The organism is Agrobacterium sp. CCNWLW155 (assembly GCF_036888815.1).
In the GTDB taxonomy this organism is placed as follows: Bacteria; Pseudomonadota; Alphaproteobacteria; order Rhizobiales; family Rhizobiaceae; genus Agrobacterium; species Agrobacterium radiobacter.
Genome location: NZ_JBAKFW010000032.1, coordinates 1 through 14,438 on the forward strand (window position 1 = coordinate 1; position 14,438 = coordinate 14,438).

The 14,438-nt window shown below is 54.1% G+C and carries 12 protein-coding genes and 1 pseudogene; 7 read left to right on the forward strand and 6 right to left on the reverse strand.

Annotated elements, in window-relative coordinates; genetic code table 11:
• Nucleotides 1–504: 504 nt before the first annotated feature.
• The 3 genes from V6S97_RS28490 (at nucleotide 505) to V6S97_RS29300 (ending at nucleotide 3,554) form a co-directional block, all read left to right on the forward strand.
• Complete coding sequence (locus tag V6S97_RS28490) at nucleotides 505–1,491, forward strand: LacI family DNA-binding transcriptional regulator (RefSeq protein WP_334428351.1); 987 nt, start codon at nucleotides 505–507, stop codon at nucleotides 1,489–1,491.
• Nucleotides 1,492–1,611: 120 nt separating this feature from the next.
• The gene (locus tag V6S97_RS28495) at nucleotides 1,612–2,295 is read left to right on the forward strand and encodes a GntR family transcriptional regulator (RefSeq protein ID WP_334428352.1); all 684 of its coding nucleotides are present in this window, start codon (nucleotides 1,612–1,614) and stop codon (nucleotides 2,293–2,295) included.
• A 494-nt stretch (nucleotides 2,296–2,789) separates the two neighbouring features.
• Nucleotides 2,790–3,554: a glycosyltransferase family 2 protein gene (locus V6S97_RS29300; protein WP_442886134.1), complete on the forward strand. Its 765-nt coding sequence runs from the start codon at nucleotides 2,790–2,792 to the stop codon at nucleotides 3,552–3,554.
• Nucleotides 3,555–4,013: 459 nt separating this feature from the next.
• Here V6S97_RS29300 and V6S97_RS28500 read toward each other — a convergent pair whose 3' ends face one another.
• The 5 genes from V6S97_RS28500 to V6S97_RS28520 all read right to left on the reverse strand — a co-directional run bounded on the left by V6S97_RS28500 (nucleotide 4,014) and on the right by V6S97_RS28520 (nucleotide 9,629).
• Nucleotides 4,014–4,970 carry a carbohydrate kinase family protein gene (locus tag V6S97_RS28500; protein WP_334428354.1) on the reverse strand — a complete coding sequence of 319 codons (957 nt, stop codon included), beginning with the start codon at nucleotides 4,968–4,970 and terminating at the stop codon, nucleotides 4,014–4,016.
• A gap of 131 nt (nucleotides 4,971–5,101) precedes the next feature.
• Nucleotides 5,102–6,037: a sugar-binding transcriptional regulator gene (locus V6S97_RS28505; RefSeq protein WP_334428355.1), complete on the reverse strand. Its 936-nt coding sequence runs from the start codon at nucleotides 6,035–6,037 to the stop codon at nucleotides 5,102–5,104.
• Between the two features lie 94 nt (nucleotides 6,038–6,131).
• Nucleotides 6,132–7,007 (reverse strand): ABC transporter permease, encoded by an 876-nt coding sequence (locus tag V6S97_RS28510; protein WP_334428362.1) that lies wholly within the window; start codon nucleotides 7,005–7,007, stop codon nucleotides 6,132–6,134.
• A gap of 133 nt (nucleotides 7,008–7,140) precedes the next feature.
• Entirely contained in the window at nucleotides 7,141–8,631 is a 1,491-nt protein-coding gene (locus V6S97_RS28515) for a sugar ABC transporter ATP-binding protein (RefSeq protein ID WP_334428356.1), read from the reverse strand.
• 50 nt (nucleotides 8,632–8,681) lie between these two features.
• Nucleotides 8,682–9,629, reverse strand: coding sequence for a substrate-binding domain-containing protein (locus tag V6S97_RS28520; RefSeq protein WP_334428357.1), 948 nt, complete (start codon nucleotides 9,627–9,629; stop codon nucleotides 8,682–8,684).
• Nucleotides 9,630–10,004: 375 nt separating this feature from the next.
• Here V6S97_RS28520 and V6S97_RS28525 point away from each other — a divergent pair, with 375 nt between their 5' ends.
• The 4 genes from V6S97_RS28525 to V6S97_RS28540 all read left to right on the forward strand — a co-directional run bounded on the left by V6S97_RS28525 (nucleotide 10,005) and on the right by V6S97_RS28540 (nucleotide 14,200).
• The gene (locus V6S97_RS28525; protein WP_334428358.1) at nucleotides 10,005–11,042 is read left to right on the forward strand and encodes an alcohol dehydrogenase catalytic domain-containing protein; all 1,038 of its coding nucleotides are present in this window, start codon (nucleotides 10,005–10,007) and stop codon (nucleotides 11,040–11,042) included.
• Nucleotides 11,039–12,709 (forward strand): glycerol-3-phosphate dehydrogenase/oxidase, encoded by a 1,671-nt coding sequence (locus tag V6S97_RS28530; protein WP_334428359.1) that lies wholly within the window; start codon nucleotides 11,039–11,041, stop codon nucleotides 12,707–12,709. The genes V6S97_RS28525 and V6S97_RS28530 overlap by 4 nt, the downstream gene beginning before the upstream one ends.
• A 32-nt stretch (nucleotides 12,710–12,741) precedes the next feature.
• A complete protein-coding gene (locus V6S97_RS28535) occupies nucleotides 12,742–13,446 on the forward strand; it encodes a hypothetical protein (RefSeq protein WP_334428360.1) in 705 nt (234 codons plus the stop codon).
• A gap of 121 nt (nucleotides 13,447–13,567) precedes the next feature.
• Nucleotides 13,568–14,200 (forward strand): hypothetical protein, encoded by a 633-nt coding sequence (locus tag V6S97_RS28540; RefSeq protein WP_334428361.1) that lies wholly within the window; start codon nucleotides 13,568–13,570, stop codon nucleotides 14,198–14,200.
• Nucleotides 14,201–14,222: 22 nt separating this feature from the next.
• Here V6S97_RS28540 and V6S97_RS28545 read toward each other — a convergent pair.
• A pseudogene (locus V6S97_RS28545) lies at nucleotides 14,223–14,438 on the reverse strand (lipoyl synthase); the annotation flags it as partial.

The following is a 14,438-nucleotide window of genomic DNA, read 5'->3' on the forward strand; positions in this document are numbered from 1 at the left end:
CAGCCATTAAGGCCGTCAAATTTGTGATGTTAACGTATACAACAACACAAAAATCCAGATGTCAACGATTACATTTTAAATTTGTGTTTGGCAGGATGGTGAAACTCGAACACGCGCTTTTGCTATTTGGCTAACCAACTTCCCCGCACATGTGAATTGAGCTTTCTGCTGTTAGAAAGTGAAATTGTATTATCTGATGAGCCAAGATAAGACGACGACATGCTGCTTCAGCGGCCTAATTTCTGATTTTCCGCGCGTGGTGTGTTAGGCAACGTATCTACCGATTGCATCTGCCAATTAAGCTCTCTAGGTAGGTGTCCTGCCTAGAGAAGCGCTCATATGCGATGTTGATCGCGACGTTTCAAAACACGTGCAACATATACGCTCCGGAGGTAGGGGGGCACGTTTGGTCTTATGGCCTTTCAGACACACACCTTGTCCGCTATGCTGAGTTTCCGCGTCATCTCTTCGACATTCTAGGATTCGCACCCGAGTTTTTTCAAAATGAGCAAACCTCCGACAGTACATGATGTGGCCCGTCTCTCCGGCGTATCGACAGCGACCGTTTCCCGGTATTTCGGCGGCAAGGCTGACGCAATTGCCCCCAAGACGCTCGAACGAGTAAAAAAAGCGGCTGAAACACTTGGGTATACTCCCTCGGAAATCGGGCGTTCGCTTCGTTTGGCCCGTAGCAGCGTCGTAGTAATGATGGTTCCTGACGCGACCAATCATTTCACAGCAGACGTTGCCTCCTCCGTTGAGAACGCATTGAAGGATGTCGGCCTCTCGATGGTTTTGGCAAACTCGTCGGAAGACGCTGAACAACAAGACCGTCATCTCGTGGATGCGCAAGGTCTGCGCGCAAGAGCAATCGTATTGCAGGGTGCGATCGATACACCACGCCTTCGCGAAATTTGCGCCCGCCAGCAAAATGTAATTTTTGTCAATCGTCGTCCCGGAAGTGGTATAATCGCACCTTACGTAGGAGTAGACAATTACGCAGCAGGTTTTGCGGTAGGGAATTACTTCTCCGGTCGAGGATATGAGAATTGCGTTGCGATCCACGGGCCCAGAAGCTACTCCGGCAGCACCGAACGGCTTGAAGGCTTCATCGCCGGTTTGGATAAATCTTTACCTGTTGAGCTAATTGAAGCCAATTACACAATGGAATCGGGTTACGAGCTTGGGCGCGAACTTTTGACCTCTTCTAGCGTGAAGCGATCCATTTTTTGCGGAAACGACATGATCGCTTACGGTGTCCACCGCGCCGCTTTAGAGCTGAAGCTTGGAATACCAGACGATGTCATTTTGATGGGGTTTGATGACAACCGCCTTAATGAATGGCTGGCACCATGGTTGTCGACGGTATCGGTGCCAGCTGCTGACTTTGGGCCCGCTATCGCACGATTGATCGCCCATCCAAATCATTTGACGTCCTCAAATCACGACATACTGGTTCCGTTCAAGTTGAAAATCCGGGCCTCTGCTTAATTCTTCTCCTCGACCGTGCCTCTACGCCGGAGCCACGCATAAGAGCGGTCTGGACATTGAAGGGATTTTCACCCAATGTAATCGTTAACATTATCACTGGGGACTTTTCGGAGGAGCCATATGGAAGACCATCTGAAGCTTCGTGACGAAGCCTTCCTCGTTGCCACTACGGTGGCCCGCATACGCAGCTTCCTGATAAGCGGAGAACTCCGCGCCGGCGAAAAGCTATCAGAGCAAATCGTTGCGAATCAACTGTCTGTTTCCCGGAATACTTTGCGCGAAGCGTTTCGATTGTTGACCGCACAGGGACTACTCACTCACATTCCAAATCGCGGGGTATATGTCACTGCACCTGATGAAGCTGCGATCATTGATATATTTCGTATACGATTTGCGCTGCAAACGCGCGCGTTGCAACTCGCTTACAAAAATCATCCTGGCGTGCCGAAAATGCGAAGCGCTGCCGACGCGGGAGAGGACGCGGCCAGACGCTCTGATTGGAAAACCGCAGCAAAGCTCAATCTCGAATTTCATCGCGCAATGGTCACGATATGCGACAGTCCGCGCATTGACGCCGCCTTCGACCAAGTCGTGGTTGAATTGGGTATACTTCTTGGGAGACTGGGTGATAGCGGAAGTTTCCATGATCCTTTTTTGTCCCTCAACCGTGAAATTACCTCTTGTTTGGAGGTTGAGGATAATTTTGCGGCATTGGCCCTCCTCGAGACGTATTTGCTAAAGTCTGAACGAGCCCTTCTGGGAGCGATCCAGCGCGCGAAATTGACACGGACCAGCCTTGTATGATCCAGATCGATTAGAAATCGCTCGATGTGGCCCGCGTGCTAGCATCGGCGCGCGAGGTCCCATCATGGTCGTTTCGGGTTCGCTTGCTTGAGGGATCGACCGTGACCGCAGGACGATGACACCGAGGAAACAGGAAGCGTTCTCGAGTTCCATTTGCCGATCGCAGTTTCTTCAACGGAGACATCGTCATCGTAGGGCTTTTTGTCGGACGCTCTTCAATACTGGCGCCGTCAGCCGAATGAAAAAAACAAAGTGACGGCTCGAATGCACAACGTTGGTGACAGTAACACAGAAATCAGGAGCCACAGATGAGCCCAACAGATTTCACTACCCCGATAATTATTGCACGCGCGTTTGATCACACACAGGATGACACTCCTTGGGCGCGCAAGACGGCAGTCATCGCTATGGCGCTATCAGTCGCTCTTATCACATTCTACGGAATCCATAGCGTTTTCTATCAGAAACTGTGAGCGGAGTAGTGCGTAATGAGAATGGAACCGAGTATCTGCGTTATCGTTGCTGCAAAGGACGCAGCGTCGACAATCGCACGCGCAGTCAGGTCTGCATTAAATCAAAACGAGACGGCTGAGGTCATTGTTGTTGATGATGCATCAACAGATGACACCTTCAAAGTCGCCAAGATGTGCGATGATGGATCAGGCAGGCTTAGAGTCGTTCGGTTCGAGCTTAATCGTGGCCCGTCTGCAGCACGAAATTTCGCGATTTCCATCAGCACGTCTCCTATCATTAGCATTCTCGATGCCGACGACTTTTTCTTGCCAGGCCGCTTCAGCAATCTACTTCAGCATGCCGAATGGGACGTAATCGCAGATAACATTGCTTTTGTTAGCCACGTAAGGCTGCAAAATCGGCTTGCGGAATTGATACCAAAATTCCCGAATGAGCCTCGAACAATGGATCTCGTTAAGTTTGTTAAAGGAAACATATCGAGACGCGGAGCGAAACGGGCTGAAATTGGATTTCTTAAGCCATTAATTCGTAGGTCTCTTTTGGTCCAACACTCGCTTAGATACGATGAAACTCTTCGACTCGGGGAAGACTACGATCTATATACGAGATCGTTACTTCATGGCACTCTCTATAAGGTGACGCGAAGCTGCGGATATGTAGCGGTTCTGCGTACCGGTTCTCTCAGCGGACAGCACGGTACCTCGGATTTGGAAAACTACACCATGCGACGAAACAAATTGTCCAGAAATGCAATGTCCCCTCTAAAGAGACTTATGCGATTTTGAAGCAGCATTCAGAGCACATTCGTTTTCGATATGAGTTGAGACGTTTTCTAGATGTGAAAACCAGCGGTGGGCATAGAGGGCAATCTTCCATTTGACTAAGCATCCAAAAGCAGTGCCGACCGTGGTTTATGGCATCATAAGCGGCAAAATAGAAAAGCTGAGCGTAAAAAACTCGAACACCAGCGACAGCCGAAAATATCCGTTTCCTTATATAATTTCACTGAACAACAGTCCTCATTGGTACTGCGTTTCTGAATACGAGAGAAGATCGGCACTTGCAGGCATCGTCGCTTCACGAACGGGTCGGTGCGCTGACATGATCGGTGATGCTTTAAACATATGGTCGCGAATCACGGCCAATCGTCCGTGTCATGTCACCTCCGGCCGGTTTACCGGCCGAAGCCATCGGAATTCAAAAGCAAAAGCTTGCTAAGCCGACGCCAACTGAATGGACGTGCTCTAGGCGGCGTGATAATTCTTGAATTTCGCTCGCTCCAAAAAGGCAAGGGTTGTTTTCAAATCGGCAATTCCTGCTTGGCTGCCAAGCCCGGATGCGTTTAGTGCGGAAGAAGCCTGTCCCAAACGCGTTGCATCCTCAGCATTGAAGCCATTGATCAGGCCGGTGGCAAAGCCAGCGTTAAATGCATCGCCGCAACCACATGTACAGACAACGTCAATTTCGAAGGCGGGCATGTGGAATCGGGTACCGTCGACGTGGTGATAGTACGCCCCGTTTTCGCCCATCGTCATGACCGTGCACTGTACGCCGAGATCATTGAAATATCGGCCTATGTCTTCTTTTTTGCGCAGACCGGAAAGCGCCTGAGCTTCTTCGATCGAGGGAATAAAGTAGTCGGTGAAGGGTAGAAGGCCTGCAACATTCGCCATATCCTTTTTGTCGGCGGCGAAGACATCCAGTGTCGTGGTACGACCGCGACGCTTTGCTTCCTTCATCAGTTGGAAGCTGCGCTCGCCGTCCATGCGATCCATCAGTCCCGTGCCTCCCATATGGATGACTTTTGCATCGAGGACCTTGTCGTAGTCGGCTTCCGATATGATGAAGGCTCCAGTCGCGCCGCGCATGTGCAGCGCGGGGCGTTGTCCGTCCGGTCTGGTGGTGACGATTGACGATGAGGTACCTACGTCTTTGCAAAGCTGCATCATCGACGTATCGACCCCGAACTGACCGAGACGACGAATGACCCAGTCGCCCATCAAATCGTCACCGATTCCTCCAACGGCAAGAACATTCAGGCCATATTTCGCCGCAACAACCGCTGCGGCCCCGGCAGCTCCGGATACGGCCATCGTCAATTCTTCGATAAAATAGGTATTCCCGCCTGACGGAATCTCGGTGACCGGTCGCCCCAAGCAATCGAAAGTATAAAATCCGATCGAGGTGTAGTCATAGGTCATATTTTTCTCCTCCCGAAAGCCAGCCCGTGCGCTGCTTCCATTTCAGTTCTACGACAATAAAACATCCCTGCAGCGAACTACCCTGCCCGCCACATCAAAGACCTCTATGTTCGAATGCCTCCCTCCCGGCGTCAGTCGTCGAGCAGCCGCTCTCCAACCTGTTCGTCAGTTATAATAACCTGCGGTGAAAGCAACTTCATTGCAGCTTTGAATATACCGAGCTTGTGCCATCCGCCCGACGCGAGAACGATCTTTCGCGAAGCACGGATGGCTTGCGGGTCCACCGCCACAACCCTTCGGTTGACTTCGTGATCAACAATCTTTCCATCTGCATCGATGAATCGGCACAGAACGTCGCCTGTGGCGCCAGCGCGCTGCAACGACACAATTTCTTCCTTATCGAGCAAGCCGTAGCTGACGAAAGTGGAGGTCGGCGACAGATCTCCAACGCTGACAATCGCAACGTCTAGATTTTCCGAACGGCGGAATACCTCTCTGATACCAGGATGCGAGAGCAAGGCTTCACGAGTCCGCTCATCCGGAGCAAACACCGGCGCCGCGATCAGATAACTCTCTGCTGAAAGCCTGTCTCCAAGGCGCCAAGCAAACTCGGACGGATTAAATTTGCTGACCTTCGTCAACCCGCCAAGCAGCGACACCACGGAAAGGCCCGCATCCTGTTGTTGCGGGATCGAAGGAAGGCACGAACTCAGAGTCTTCCCCCACCCCAAACCGATCGTCATATTTTCGCTGAGCAGGTCAGTAAGATACTCACCTAGTACACTGCCAATGATTTCCGGCACCATTTCTGGCTTTTGCGGCATGGGTACGATGATCGCTCGCTCGAGCTTGAATTTCCGCTCGAGTTCGCGTTCCAGTGCTATGCAGTGGCTGTTTTTTGAGATCACCCGAATCTGGACTGTTCCGTCCAGCCGGGCCGCGGCCAACATCCGAAGTACACGCGTGCGCGCCAATCCCAGTTCCTGAGCAACCTGATCCTGGGTGAGCCCTTCCTTATAGTAGAGCCAGGCGGCCCTTGTCCGTAGATCATCGTTAAGATCAGACATCAATTTCCTACTCTCTAATCGAAATTGTTCCAGTCTGCCTATAAAGGACCGGGGAATTGATTGCCACAAGCCTGACAGATGCCGCACCGCGAGTTCAATCGCGGCGCCGGAAGAGATCGACCAGAACGGCGATGAGTACGACGCCGCCGACGATGACGCGTTGCCAGAAACCGGAGACATTAAGAAGGACCGTTCCATTCGCCAGAACTGTCAGCAGCATCGCGCCGAGCATGGTCCCGACAATTGAGCCCTGCCCGCCACGCAGACTGGTGCCTCCCAGGATCGCCGCAGTGATCGCACCCATTAGCCACCCTTCTCCGACCGACGGCTGGCCGGCATCCATGCGGCTTGCGAACAGGATTCCGGCAAGAGCGGCAAACATGCCCGCAAGCCCGAAAACCATGAACTCGATGAACTTCACTTTGATGCCGACCAACACGGCAGCGTCGCGATTTCCGCCCACGGCAAAAATGTTGCGACCAAACCTGGTCTGCGTGAGAAGCCAGATCAGGAGCAACCCGGATAAGAGGAACACAATGACCGGGACAGGGACGGAGAGGATCTCGCCTTTTCCGAAGAAACCAAACGTTTCCCCGAGCGGCCGGATAGGGTAGCCTTTGGTAATAACCATCGTAAGACCCGCGAAAATTTCCCACGTGGCAAGCGTTACGATGAACGGGTTGAGGCGCAAGCCAGCGACGAAAAAGCCGTTGATCAGTCCGAGACACAGGCCGAAGGCCATGGTCAGAGGAATAACGAAATATGGATGCACACCGAACATCGTCAGCAGCAGGGAGCCGACGATGGCGGACAGCCCGGCCGCCGCACCGACGGATAGATCAATACCTCCGACAAGCAGCACAAGTGTCTGTCCGAGCGCAACGAGGCCTACAAAGGCCGCCTGCCGAGCGACGACCGACATGTTGTAGGACGACATGAAATTGTCCGTCGCGAGGGAGAGCACCGCCATCAATACGATGAGGGCAACGAGTATGCCGCTGGCTTCCCATCGCCAGAACCTGGTCATCGGGCCCGCACTCTTTGCCTTGGCGGGAGAAGTTGTAACAGTGATGTCATTTGTCATTGGTTTGACCTTCCGGTGCCTAGCTCATGGCAAGCTGCAGGAGAGACTCCTGCGTCGCATTTGCCGCAGTAGGAATTCCCTTCACTTTTCCTTCATGCATGACGATGATGCGGTCGGACACGTCGATGACTTCTTCAAGCTCGGAGGAGATGAAGACAATCGAAAGCCCTTCCCTGTCGGTAAATCGTCGCAGCTCGCTTTGAATTTCGAATTTCGCCGCCACATCGATGCCTCGGGTCGGCTCATCCATGATCAGGACCCGTGCGTTGCGCATCAGCCACCGGCCAATGATCACCTTTTGCTGATTGCCGCCGCTGAGGCTCGTGATCCGGTCGCCCGGCGACGAGAGCTTGATCCGAAGCCTCTGGATAAAACCATCCACCTCACGTGCCAGGTCTGATGTCCGTAGATGTAGGACAGAGCCAAAGCGGTCGAGCGACGGCATGCTCATGTTTTCGGTAATGCTGAGGAGTGGAAAAATCCCCTCCTGCTTCCGTTCCTCGGGGAGGTACGCAAGACCTCTGGAGATGCAATCCAGGGGACTGCGCCGTTCGAGGTGATGGCCGAAAAGTTCGACCGTGCCGCTATCGGCCTGGGTGAGGCCAAAAATGCACTTGGCGACCTCGGTTCGTCCTGCGCCGATAAGGCCTGAAACGCCTAAGATTTCGCCTCGATGCAAATCGAAACTGACGTCCTCGAATTCGCCATGGCGGGTTAAGCCTCTGACTTTCAATACAATATCGCGATCTTCTATATTCTTGTGTGGCGCTGGGTTCCCGCGGCCGACGACGCGGCCCGCCATTGCACGTACCATCTCATCCTTGCTGGTGGTCTTGGGATCGAGTTCGCCTGCATACGCCCCGTCCCGTAACACGCTGATCCGGTCCGAGAGTTCGAGAATCTCGTCGAGCCGATGGGAGATATAGAATACCGCCCCGCCCTCAGCCCGAAAACGCCTGATGTAGTCAAACAGCTTGCCGGTTTCACGCGAAGTCAACGTGGCGGTCGGTTCATCGAGAATGAGTATGCGCGCGGATGTAGCCGCTGCCCGGGCAATCTGCACAAGCTGCTGTTGCGCCTTACTCAACTGGGACACCTTGCTGCCGGGATCGATCCCCTCGTCGATTTCGTGCAAGTGGCGAACGGCCGCTTGCCGCGTTTTCTTCCAGTTGATTGCTAGCCCGACAGTCTTATGGGCGCCAAGCATGATGTTTTCTGCCACGGATAGATCCGGAACGAGATTGATCTCCTGGGGCGCGATACTGATTCCAGCGGTCTGTGCATCCAGCGGCTTCCCAAAATCGATCTGTTTGCCATCGCAATGAAGGGTTCCCGCCGTTGGCCGCACCTTTCCGCAAAAAACACTCATCAAAGTGCTTTTTCCTGCACCGTTTTCGCCAATGATCGCATGAACCTCGCCTTTGCCGATCCCGAGCGATACGCCCTTCAGCGCATGGACAACGCCGTACGACTTGCGGATATCGCGAGCTTCAAAAATAAATTTCTTCATGAGCAACCTCCAAGGTGGCGCGCGCAGAGGCGCGCCACTTGATCCGGCATTTACTTGCAATCATCCTTTGTGATGAACCGGGAGCCGGTGTCGTGGAGCATAGGGACTGTATGGTTCTGGTTGGCCGCGACGAGATATTTCACCGTCCAGTAACCCATGTCCCACTGCCGCTGTGCTTTGAGCGCAGTGATCGTGCCGTCGCAAACGGCATCGACGGCTTCCGGCAGATCGTCCATCCCGACAATCGCTACCTTGCCAGCCAGACCCGCATTCTTGACAGCGCGGGCAGCGCCGATCGGGTTGGAAGCGTTCGAACCGAAGATGCCGGCGATGTCCGGATTTGCCTGAAGCGCGTTCTCGGTGAGTGTCACCGCGTCTTCAAGAATATCGTTGTCGGGCTGTTCGAATACGATTTTTACGTCGGGGTAGCTCTCAAGTGCCTTCTTGAAGCCCTGAATGCGTTCAACGTGGTCAGAGGCCGTCAGGCTGCCCGCGAGAATGCCGACCTTCCCTTTGCCTTTTAGATGCTTTGCAAGGAATTCGCCGAGATCGAAGCCGTCCTGGTAACTGCTTTTGGGGCCGACAAACGGAAATTTGTCGTCGCAAAACGAGTTGAACGTCGTGACGTGGATGCCCGCTGCCTTCGCCTCAGTAAGGAGTTGAACGTTGGTTGCCTGATCAAGACACGCAACGGCCAACCCGTCCGGCTTTCGCCCGATATTGGCCTCGATGCGCTGGTTCTGATCGGCGACATCAGCCTGCGGCGGCTGATCCCAGATGATGTTGATCTTGATGCCCGACTTTACGAACTCTTCTGCCGCGAACTTGCTACCATCCCCAACAACATCGTACCAAGGATGAATAACCTTCGGTATGAAAACGAATGTCAGTTCCTTATCTATCGGTTTGATGAGATCTTGCTGGCTCTGCGCATGAGCTCCGCTTGCGATCGCGACTGACAATGCCGCTGCACTCATCATAGTTTTGGACAATTTCATTTCCGACCTCCCATTTGAAACTCTCGTACTGCTGTATCACGTGCTGCCGTCCCAACCCGCCGCGCCTCTTTTCGCTAACTCTGGCGACCATGTGATCCTGATGGGTCGCTCCTCCTCGAGGCCCGCATCGACTAGTTTGCACTCGTACATTTATATAAACAATAATCTAAATGTTCATCATTGCGCCGTTTTGTCAACCGATGATTTGCGAGGCGACTTGGCGAATTTCAATTTCGCCTGGCCTAGACAAAGCTCAGACAGCGAGAAGATAAGCCGCAATTGGCATAAAACAGCCGCGCCCCATAATTTTTTGTCGCGCAAGTCATGAATAAATGTATTATCATAGCGATAATTGTTCAAACAGCGGAGAAATTTATGAAAGCCGGCTTGCTAAGAGCGCCCAATGAACTGTCGTTCGAAGATGTCCCCGATCCTGTACTCGCTGATGGCGACGTTTTGGTACGGGTCAAGGCGGCGACGGTCTGCGGGACTGACATCCGAATTTTCCGAGGAAAAAAGACCGCGGGCATTCGCTATCCCTCGATCCTTGGCCATGAATTTGCCGGAGAGGTTGTGGTCACTGGCGGTCACAGCGACTTCGCCTGCGGCGATGCGGTCGCGGTGTGTCCGGCAATCCCCTGCGGGAGCTGCGATTATTGCAAGCGTGGCTACGAGAACATCTGTCAGAACCTCACGGCTATTGGGTACGAGATCGACGGTGCGTTTGCCGAATATATTCGAATTCCGAAACAAGCGGTCGAAACCCAAAACATCTTCAAGATTCCCAAGGGAGTGAGTTGGGAGAAAGCTGCGCTCGTCGAGCCGCTTTCGTGCGTCTTGAATGGGCAGGAAAAAATCGGTATCGAGGTCGGTGATACTGTCGTGATCCTTGGCTCTGGCCCGATCGGATTGCTTCACGTCAAGCTCGCGCGTTTCTCCGGTGCCTTTAAAATTATCGTGAGCGAACCAAGCGCCTCACGGCGCGATGCGGCGATTGCCGCAGGGGCCGACATTGTCGTAGATTCGTCGAGTGAGGATCTGCGGGGGATAGTTCGCAAACACACCAAGGGATTAGGAGCTGACAAACTGATCGTGGCCATCGGTGTGACGAAACTTGCAAACGATGCCCTGTCTCTTGTCCGTCATCGCGGGAGGATCAGCTTGTTCGCGGGCTTCTCCTCCACCGAGACGGCAACGATGGACGTCAATCTCATTCATTACAATGAACTCGTCATAACCGGCTCCTTCGGCCTCAATCGTCTACAGTTCGAAAAGTCGCTCAATATGATAGCCGCCGGCCAAATCGAAGTGGATTCCATGCTCACCCACCGGTTCGACCTCAACGATATCGGTGCAGCACTCGAAACCGCGGAAAAGGGAAGCGCCGTCAAGGTCGCCGTCGTAAACGCATGATGATGGCTGCTACCCGTCTCGACTCACTAAAGAGCCATTACCCTGTCGTGATTATCGGTGGCGGCATTAACGGATGTGGGGTCTTCCGTGACCTGGCAGCCCAAGGGATCGACTGCCTGCTGGTCGAAAAAAATGACTTTTGCTCTGGTGCGAGTGCTGCCCCCTCACGCCTCATCCACGGCGGGATAAAATATCTGGAAACCGGCGAGTTTCGACTCGTGCGCCAGTCCGCGAGAGAGCGGAATCTTCTCCTGAAAAATGCGCCCCATTACGTTAAGCCCCTTGAGACGGTGCTGCCGGTTTATTCCTTGTTTGGCGGCATTCTGCCATCGGTGAAACGCTTCCTGCGGCTGAACGCCCCGTTGAATGACCGGGGCGCGATAATCACTGAAATTGGCCTGAGGCTCTATGACCTGTTTGGCCGACATTTCCAAACCATGCCCAACCACCGGATGCTTTCGAGGTTGGCGATCGGCGCGCTTATGCCCGAGCTGACAAGGCGGGTGGTGGCGGCGGGGATTTACTACGAGGCACGCATCACCCACGCAGAGCGCCTCGGCCTCGAGTTGCTGCTTGACGGTCAGGAAGACAATCCCGAAGCGCGGGCGCTGAACCACGTATCGCCCGCCGGAACGGCTGGCGGCGAGATCATATTGACGGACACGCTTAACGGGGCGACGGCGACCGTGACTGCGGATATCGTGGTCAACGCGGGAGGAGCCTGGATCGATGCCATCAACGATAAACTGGGCGTGGTCTCGAAACACATGGGTGGTAGTAAAGGTTCTCATTTGATTGTCCGCAATAAGCGGCTTTATGACGCGCTCGGCGGCCGGATGGTCTATTTTGGCTCCGCCGACGGACGCGTGAACCTGCTTTATCCCTTCATGGGAAACGTCCTTGTCGGCTCCACCGACATCCCGGTCAGCGACGCCGACGCAGTGTTTTGCGAAGAGGCGGAGAGGCAGTATCTTTCACACGTGACCCGGGAAGTCTTCCCCGATATTGAAATTCAGGACGACGAAATCGTCATGACCTATTGTGGTGTCCGCCCGCTCCCGCGAACCGAGGGCGTCGACCCGGGCGCTGTTACCCGAGATCATTCAATCGTCCGTGACCTCATGCCGGATGGACGCACTCCAATCTATTCTCTCATTGGCGGAAAATGGACAACCTATCGGGGCTTTTCCGAAGAAGTCACCGATCTCGTCCTTGACTTGCTTCGCCGTGAAAGGCTGCGGTCGACGCGCGATCTGCCGATCGGCGGCGGCCGGAGCTTCCCTACCAGTGCGGAAGCCATCCAACGCTTCAATGACGAGGTTTCGCAGATCACGGGTCCGTGCGACAGGGCGGCCGACCTTTTCGTGCGGTACGGAACACGGTCAAAATTAATTGCAGGCGAAGAGGGCGATGTGCCGCTGCAGTCGCTTCCTTCATACGGTCGCGCCGAGCTTTCTTGGATCTGCCGCAACGAAAGTGTCGGCACACTCACGGACCTTCTGTTTCGCCGGACCGACATCGCTCTTTCGGGGCGCCTTTCAGCCGGTGTAGTAGCAGAGGCGGCTGAAATTGCAGGCGATGCGCTTGGGTGGACGGTTGAACAACGGCAGAATGAAATCGACGCGACTTTGCAAGTATGTCATTCTCACGGCATAGCGATGTCGTAATATGGAAAGATAATCCGGGAGGACCGAATTCCATGCCTTTGTTTGTTGCGAGGGAGTTGAAAAAGAGTGTTGGTGACCAATTGCGCGGTGTGCGCCACCTCGTTCGACTACTGGGTTCGGACGTGCAAAGGCCCCATCTGGCTCCGCCCGTCCTCCCAAGCGCTTTGCCTGAGGTAGACCGCATTTTGGGAAAGACCTTTCGGGTTGTCGATAACGTCATGAGCGCCGTAGAAACGACAGTTCGTCCGCCCGCAACGTCCTTTCGTGGCTTCCTTCCGTTGGAAGATTACTCACTCCTGCCTCACCACGACGCGTTTCAAGAAGACATCTATCGCGGCCTGAAATCCACAGTCGCCGTTGCGCGGTCCAACGAGTTGATCTTGAAAAGCCGCCTCGCAGCTGTCGAGGCCGATGTAACTACCGTCATTAATTTGTCTCACCGTCGCGAGGAGCGTAGTGCCGTGTTCCTCCGCTCTCTTGTTCGCCGGGTCCCTTTGGTTGATGTTTGCGGCGATATGAACTCGCCACGGGTCCTGAAACAGTACATTGCCCTCTCCCTTCTCTTCGGGCTCGCCAACAAGGACCGTCTATCCGAGGCAGAGGCCTCGTCTCTGGTCGAGGACGCATTTTTGCTCGCCAACACACGGATCGAGATTATTGTTAAAAGTCTAATAGGGCAAAACGCGGATGGTCAGCTCGTCTCCACGCTTGGTATCCTGCTGGATCATCTTGCCTAGGGAGAACAATTGACCCCGACAGGCGATATTTGTACACTTACGTTCTGTGCGGTCGTCCCCTTAGGGGGAGGCCTCCTCGTTGCCGAGGCGCTGGAAAATCCCGCACATTTGAGGTGCCTAAATGGAAATTCTTTCACAAGACGAGATGAACGCGTTACCGGATCTTACTCACCGGCTGCGTCAGCTCCGGTGGTTTCGCCGTGCGTTCGGATCTTGTGTGGAGGCTCTCGATAAGCGTTATAGTCTTCAGACCAAAATTGATGATGAGGTGCTGGCGCAGATCTTCATCGACTGGGCAGAGACTATTGAACAGAAGAAGCGATTGGCTCTTGTGGATCGATCTGACTTCATCAAATTCTCCGGCGGAAAGATGCTGCAGGCCTTGATCAAGGCTAATCCCGCCTTGGTGCAACTCCATAATAGGGACAGTCTGCCCGAAACCGTTGCCTTCTGGCCAGAAGGATTCCTCTACACGAACTTCTGCATCAGCGCTGTCAACGTCGTCCATGTCCAGGAATTCGGCCGGTCGCTTGCCCTTGCGGACAGCGTGGACGATATACGGACGTGGTGGTCATTCCGCGAGAATACACAGGAGATGCCGGCCTACGCGATCGCGTTTCTTGACCGATTTTTCGGCGTAGAACCGAACTGGGCATTTCCGGACTTGCCAGAGGCGCGGGCAGCGATGATTGAAGCCGCTCCACACGGGAACTTGCTCTCGACTGATGAAAAACCGGCGTCATCCGATACTTGAGCAGGGCCGGCGGCGAGTCCGCTCATAGTCCCTGCCTAATGGTCTTGAGCCGGGCAAAGTCTTCTCCCGCATGGTGGGAGGAGCGGGTCAGCGGGCTGGAAGACACCATCAGGAAGCCCTTGGTGTAAGCCACCGTCTCATAGGACTTGAACTCTTCCGGCGTCACGAAGGCCTCGACCTTGTGGTGCTTGCGGGTCGGCTGCAGATACTGGCCGATGGTCAGGAAGTCCACATCGGC